This window comes from Deltaproteobacteria bacterium CG11_big_fil_rev_8_21_14_0_20_42_23 (assembly GCA_002796345.1).
Classification (GTDB): domain Bacteria; phylum UBA10199; class UBA10199; order 2-02-FULL-44-16; family 2-02-FULL-44-16; genus 1-14-0-20-42-23.
In genome coordinates, this window is sequence record PCXC01000002.1 from 1 (window position 1) to 6,810 (window position 6,810).

Annotated in this window: 7 protein-coding genes; 3 read left to right on the forward strand and 4 right to left on the reverse strand. The window is 39.5% G+C overall.

The features are described 5' to 3' along the window. Positions 1-61 precede the first annotated feature (61 nt). From COV43_00030 to COV43_00045, 4 genes are all read right to left on the reverse strand, one after another. Complete coding sequence (locus COV43_00030) at positions 62-988, reverse strand: hypothetical protein (protein PIR26933.1); 927 nt, start codon at positions 986-988, stop codon at positions 62-64. 82 nt (positions 989-1,070) lie between these two features. Continuing rightward, positions 1,071-2,330: a hypothetical protein gene (locus COV43_00035; protein ID PIR26934.1), complete on the reverse strand. Its 1,260-nt coding sequence runs from the start codon at positions 2,328-2,330 to the stop codon at positions 1,071-1,073. Further along, positions 2,321-3,526, reverse strand: a complete 1,206-nt coding sequence (locus COV43_00040; protein PIR26935.1) for a hypothetical protein — start codon at positions 3,524-3,526, stop codon at positions 2,321-2,323. The genes COV43_00035 and COV43_00040 overlap by 10 nt, the downstream gene beginning before the upstream one ends. A 364-nt stretch (positions 3,527-3,890) precedes the next feature. Further along, on the reverse strand, positions 3,891-4,328 hold the full coding sequence (locus tag COV43_00045; GenBank protein ID PIR26936.1) for a D-tyrosyl-tRNA(Tyr) deacylase: 438 nt from the start codon (positions 4,326-4,328) through the stop codon (positions 3,891-3,893). Positions 4,329-4,483: 155 nt separating this feature from the next. Between COV43_00045 and COV43_00050 the strand changes: the two genes are divergently transcribed. The 3 genes from COV43_00050 to COV43_00060 are packed head-to-tail and all read left to right on the forward strand — an operon-like array spanning position 4,484 to position 6,709. Then, positions 4,484-5,086, forward strand: a complete 603-nt coding sequence (locus COV43_00050; protein ID PIR26937.1) for a helicase — start codon at positions 4,484-4,486, stop codon at positions 5,084-5,086. Between the two features lie 34 nt (positions 5,087-5,120). Continuing rightward, positions 5,121-6,038 (forward strand): hypothetical protein, encoded by a 918-nt coding sequence (locus COV43_00055; protein ID PIR26938.1) that lies wholly within the window; start codon positions 5,121-5,123, stop codon positions 6,036-6,038. Further along, on the forward strand, positions 5,936-6,709 hold the full coding sequence (locus COV43_00060; protein ID PIR26939.1) for a hypothetical protein: 774 nt from the start codon (positions 5,936-5,938) through the stop codon (positions 6,707-6,709). The genes COV43_00055 and COV43_00060 overlap by 103 nt, the downstream gene beginning before the upstream one ends. Positions 6,710-6,810: the final 101 nt, after the last annotated feature.

Here is a 6,810-nt window from a genome sequence, read left to right on the forward strand (position 1 = left end):
AAACGCCCTTTTTTCAACAACACCAAACCGTAAACCACTCTCATTACTCACTTCGATGTGCTCATGGAGGGTTTTTCAGGGGGGACGATGTAGGCTCTTTCCCGTACCGCTCGCGAATAACGCTTTCAAATTTTTTTGACTCAGAACTTCCCTTAAGCCAAAGAGTAGCACTATACACTGGGGATTTTCTATTGGTTAAAAAACGTCTGATAAATTCGATATCTCCTGTGGTCCATGAGGAATTACTAATAAGAGGAAATTCTAAATCTTCTCTTTCCATTTGTTCCATGAGTCTAACTGATTCGTCAGCATAAGGAGTAAGGCATAAATAATCTATTTTTAAATTCTTTAGACGCTTTATATCTTCAGACGAAAGCTTAAGATCACTCCTTAGATACATGGGCACCATTTCGATATTTCTATTTTTCGAGTCTTTCATTAAATCAACAAAAGTGTCCTCCTGATTTTTTGAAAAAACCGCATATGGGTTTACAATCAAAACCCCACGGCCACTTGGAAAATGTTTTTTAATAAACCCTAATGTTGATTCCACAGAATATTTCATTGACTCGCCAGTTGTATAAATGAGCGATCCCATTTTTGCTAAATCTGCATGCCCTGCTCCAGCAAAAAAACCCAACATCTTATTTTCCTTAGCAACCTTCGAAACAAGCAAGGCTTCGTGACTGGTAGGAAAACCAATCAAGGCAACAACTCCCTGTGACACAAGGTAGTTGGCACTTCTCATAGCACCTAACTGCGAACTATCCCAAACATGATTGGTAATAAGAACCTCATTCAAAGTTCTTTCCTTTAAAGTAGTTTGCATTCCTGTATCAAACCCCATAAAAAAAAGTTCTTGGTTTTTTCCAGGCAACACCGCATCAGATGAGCCGTATCCTATCTTCCCTAAATCTTGAGAGTTAGCGACACCGGAAAACAAAACCAAGAAAAGAGAAATTAAAACAATATAAACTTTTTTCTGCATATGCTCTTTATCCTTTATTACAATTCGCTTAATATCCTTTTAAGACTCCGAAGAAATTAAAATTTTTTTTGAAATATTGCTTTCACTGGTATTGTATATTCCAGTTCTTCATTAAGTGTTCGATTGCATTATCCACAGCAGTGAATGACATTTCATTTCTTCCCGAAATTTGAAAAAGAGCATATCCTGGCAAATTAGAATAATTTGGATATCCAGAAAGATAATCTCCTTTTTTAACAAACACATACATATCAACCAATGCTACACTGTTCATTTTTGTTGGTTGCGTAACCATCTGAACTATCCCGCCATCTCCAATCTGCAACAAATATAGTAATGCCGTATCATTCCGGGTTTTCATCAGATATAATTCTGAGTCCAAACCACAAAGTTCTGCCAATACTGCTTTGATTAAGTCAACGCCAGTGGATGTAGAAATTAACCCATGCACTAACCCACCTCCACCAAGCCTTAATCCAATATCAAGCAGGATAATTCTTTTTCCATCATACTTAAATTCAAAATGTGCCATACCTGATTCTAATCCAATAATACTTGCAATTTCGATAGCCGCGCTTGCCAGCTTTGCAGAAAGTTCCTTTTCTATTCGAGGCGGCGAACAATAGGAAATTTCCTCAAAATATGGTGGTTTCATCTTTGTCTTTTCACAGATGCCCATACATTTTATTCCCTTTTCATTCGCAAAAATCTCTACACTAAACTCAGCCCCTTCAATAAATTCTTCTATGAGAAGAGTACGTTTAAGATCATGACCTTCACTTAATTGGGAATAAAATTTTGTATCAGATGATAATCTTTCCAATACCGATAGACTTCGCGAAATAGCCGGGAGAAAGTCTTCTTCAGAACTTACAAGTTCAACTCCAATGCTAAGACGCCCATGAAGTGGCTTTATGATTTTTTTGTTTGATTGAACATGAGCTTGATACTGGCAACCTTCAGTGTAAATTTCGAACTGAGGATTATATGGCGTGTGCGCAAGCAAATTTCTCAGCCTCAGCTTATTCTTACATGTCACCATAGTATTCTCTGAATAAAATCTTGCAGGCGATTTAAAGTGGAGATTCAATTTTCTAACAAGAGGCAGCAACGCTTCTTTAAGTGCCCAAAATACAAGCGTTTGATCTCTTGGAAGAGATTCTTCGATTATGGAAAGGATTATATCAAACTCAAAACTTTGAACAGTTTGTGTTAAATCAGCAGGAATTGTTTTTGGGAAATCGTGCTCACTCGTAATAAAAAGTACTTTGAAACCCAATTCATGGGCTGCACGAAAAGCATGTTCAAAACTCGAATTAACTCCAACAAATACTATCCACATATTTTTTCCCTTAATAAGAATGACTTATCCGAAACAAGTTCCAATTGCTCTTTTTGAAATAAAGAAAGAAAATTCTCGTGTGAGTCAAAGTTATGAGTAAATTGCTCACTCTCCATAACAGAGTTTTTTGTAAGGGGAACAGAGAGGTTAAATATACGCGTATAATTTGAAGAAAGTTCTTGATTCATTGAATCTGATAAATATATGCCAGGGCCCAAACGAACCATGGTTGAAGTAAAGCAACCAGCGGTCATAATACTTTTCAGTTGCGTCTTTTTTGAAACACGACAGTTTGGAAATACCCAAGAAAAATAATCCGGAAAACTAAGTAAATATATTGCTGAAATAAGCTCAAAATCCTCATCACTCAAACAAACAGGTGCATACTTATTAAAATTATCTGTCTCAGGAGTAGTTGTTGGATTCCAAATGGGCAAACCTATAATCAGTGGTTCAATAAAATTACGATAATGACCTATTAATTTATTTCCGTGGATAATTGTTGATAGAATATCTGACTCAAGATGCGGAGAAAGACCAAGCATAACTCCCAAACCTACCTGTAAACCAGATCGAATCGCATGTTCCTGAGACTTCATCCTGTAGAGATAACCATCTCCCTTTGAATCAACACAAAGCTCTTCTGTAAGCCCTTTTGCCTTTGGACCAGAGGTGATATGCTCGTAGTACGTATTTCTGTCATACGTTTCCTGCCAAGTAAAAATTGCATCCAAACCACTCTTCATTAAACGTGCATAATATGTCTCTGGCAGTGGAGTGAGGCAAATTGACAGACGGGCATCTTGATTAATACCTAAAAGTGTCTTTTTTACTGAAGATACCATTGTCGGCAATTCAGAACGAATCAAACCAAGATCATCTCCGGCAGCAAGCTCAAAATGCGTAAAACCCATCTCAGCAAGCAACTTCGTCTCTTTGAGTAAGGCTTCTTCAGAGATACGAAGTCGAATCATTTTAAAATTATCTTTTCGCCAACCACAGAATTTACAATTACTGGAACAAAACGAACTCATTTCAATCGGAACCATCGCAGCAACTTTATTAGCAAATAATTTTTTTCTTAATTTTCGCGATGTCTCTAAAACTATATGGCGCATTTCAGAATCAGGATAATTTCTAATAAAATGAAGCAGAAGAGAAGCGCTTTCAACACTAAGAGGTAAGTTTGTTTTCAATCTCTCCTCTAATATTGTTTGAACAATACTGCTGATTCTTTTATCAAATTTCAGATGCTCTTCAATAGAAGCTCTAGCAACTTCAAAGATTGACTTGTAAAAGTGTTCATCAATAGAAGGAACAGACGTACTGATTATTGTATCAGATGACTTGGGTATAATACTGGATTCCAAAAGACTCAAAACAGCCCTCTCATTTTCTCAGCATCCCCCGATTTTGGACTCTATCGCAAATGAGGAGGGAGCGTTGCACTGAACCGCCACACTGTCAATCACTTGATTTTCCCCCACAATATAACGCACTTTGCACGCCAAGAAAGAAGATGCCAGCAACTACTTGTTTTATTAGGCTTTCCGAACACCCTCACCCCTCCACCACCAACGTCACCGGCCCGTCGTTGGTGAGAGCCACTTTCATGTCGGCGCCGAATATTCCTTCGGCAACGTGCACGCCAAGTTTTCGTAACTCTGCGCAAAACACATCGCACAATGCTTTTGCTTTTTCGGGTTCTTCAGCTTGTTCAAACGAAGGACGCCTCCCCTTTTTTCCATCAGCTGCAAGCGTAAACTGAGACACCACCAGCATTTCATGGCCAAGGTCCAAAGCTGAAAAGTGAAATTTTCCCTCTTCGTTTTCAAACACACGAAGCTCGGCACATTTTTTTGCCAGATATTCTGCCTGCGTTTGCGTATCACCCTTCATCACGCACACAAACAGCAGTAAGCCTTTGCCAATGCTGGAAATCGTTTTACCGTCCACGTTTACAGAAGCTTCTAACACTCGCTGAATCAAAACTTTCATCCTTCCGCTGCTAGAGGATGGAAAAGAAAAAGACAAGACTGAAGGTGAAGTGTCGATTGAACCATCGCACCATCGCCCTATTGCCCCAAAGATTAAACCCTTGATCTTCTTTTCTAAACCTTGCATGAGTAAAAACCAGCAAGAAAGGAGTGCTAATGTATAAAGGGAAAAATATTGTCGTCTACGATCTCGAAACCAAACATACCTTTGATGAAGTTGGCGGTGGACGTGATGCCGTTGAAAAGCTTGGCATTTCTGTGCTTGGCGCCTACGACTACGTCACCGATGAATTTTTAATGTTCGAAGAAAAAGAATTAGATCAATTTGAAAAACGCCTTCAAGACAAGCCGCTACTTGTCGGCTTCAACAACAAAAAATTCGACACTCCCGTGTTGCAACCTTACATGCGCTTCGATTTAAAAGTGATTCCCGAATTTGACATCTTAGAAGAACTTGCAAAAATTCTTGGCCACCGTGTAAGCCTTGACAGCGTTGCATCTGCCACACTTGGAAAAACAAAAATCGGTCACGGTCTCGATGCCATTCGCTATTACCGAAATGGCGAAATGGACAAACTGAAAAAATATTGTCTCGAGGATGTGAACATCACAAAACAAGTATACGAATACGGCGCAGAAAAAAGTGAACTTTTCTATACGCCAAAATTTGGCACCGGAAAATCTCGCGTAGAAGTCATCTGGACCATCGCACATCCTGAAGAAGGCAGCGAAGCCAGTTTACAGCAAAGTTTGTTTTAACTTCTGCAGCTTAAAATTTGAAAAGGGAAATTGTATGAATACATTTTATGATGCCATTGTCATTGGAGGTGGAGCGGCAGGAAGCCAAGCTGCAAGCTTTCTTGCCGAACATAACTGGAAAACATTATTGGTAGAAAAAAGTTTGAAAGAAAGTTTTTTGGGAAGTCACAAAACCTTAAAATTCTACAATAGTTTTCCACAACACATCAGCGGTTACGATTTTTTGCAAAAAGTGTATGAAAAAGCAAAGCAAGCTGGACTTGAACAATTAGACTGCAGCGCTCAAGAGCTTAAAATTGATGCAAACCAATTCACGCTTGGCACCGAGCGCGGACCGCAACATGCGAAATGTGTTATTGTTGCAAGTGGCGTCACCCACAAAGGCAGCTTCGTCGAAGGTGAAAAAGATTTTCTGGGCGCTGGCGTTTTTTACACCATCATCAGTGGCGCAAGTGCAGCAAAAGGCAAAACCATTGCCGTCGTTGGAAAAAATGAAGAGGCTGCAAACACAGCACTGGAGCTTACGCGAGGAGCGCGAAAAATATTTTTCGTTATTCCATCTTCAAAACTAGATGTCTCGGAAGAGATGCAGCAACAACTTACACAAAGTTCAAAAATTGAACTTCTTTTTTCAAGCAGCCCCAAAAAAATTGAGGGAAATGAAGAAGTGCAAAAACTTATCATCTTAAATCAAGGTGCTGAAAAAGAACTTGAAGTAAGCGCTGTGTTTCCAGTTGGATCTAGCTTTGAAGCCAAAACAGATTATTTGGGCTCCACCCTTCAAAAAAGCGAAAAGGGAACTTTGCTGGTTGATGAAAATTTTTCCAGCTCACTGTCAGGTGTGTTTGCTTGCGGAGATGTTTTGTGCGGCACACCACAAATTCCCAGCATCGCCATGGCACAAGGCTTAGTCGCTGGAATCAATGCCCATCAATATTTGCTGTCGTTGTGAAAAACTACCGTGCCATTTTTTTTGATTTTGATGGTGTCATTACCAACACCGAGCCCGTGCACTTTGAAGCATGGAAAGAAGTATTAGCAGCAGAAAAAATCTGCTTAAGCCACGAAGAATTTTCTGAACATTACGTTGGCATCAACGATCGCGATCTTGTGGAAAAAACTTCCAACATTCATCAGCGCACATTTTCACCTTCCGAAAAAGAAAACCTCATCACGGCAAAGGTAAATTTGAGCATCAGCATTTTGCGCAAAAATGGCATTCCTCTTTTCGATGGCATTAAAGAAACGTTAGCAACACTTTCGCAATCGAAAAAACTGTGCATTGTAACCGGTTGTCATCGAAAGGAACTGGAACTTATTTTAGAGAGCACAGGCATCAACTCTTCTTTTCAGTTTTGGATTCCATCAGATTTAGTCACTCACGGCAAACCTCATCCAGAAGGCTATCAGCTGGCATTTGAAAAAATGAAATCTCTTTGCAAGTGGGAACCTGAACTCAAAAAAGAAGAATGCTTAGTGATTGAAGATTCAATCAATGGAGTAAAAGCTGCAAAAAAAGCTGGCTTTCCATGTTTGGGTGTTACTACCTCGTCTTCAAAAGAAGAGTTACACGAAGCTGACATGCATGCCAAAAGTGTGTTGGAGTTTTTTCAACATCATTGAGGTACACCCATCACTATTGTCGCTCCTAAATCTTCCCACACTGATCTGACCCCAGTTTCCTGGACAGTTGGCTAAGCGGCAAGGCTGATTAAGTTTTCATA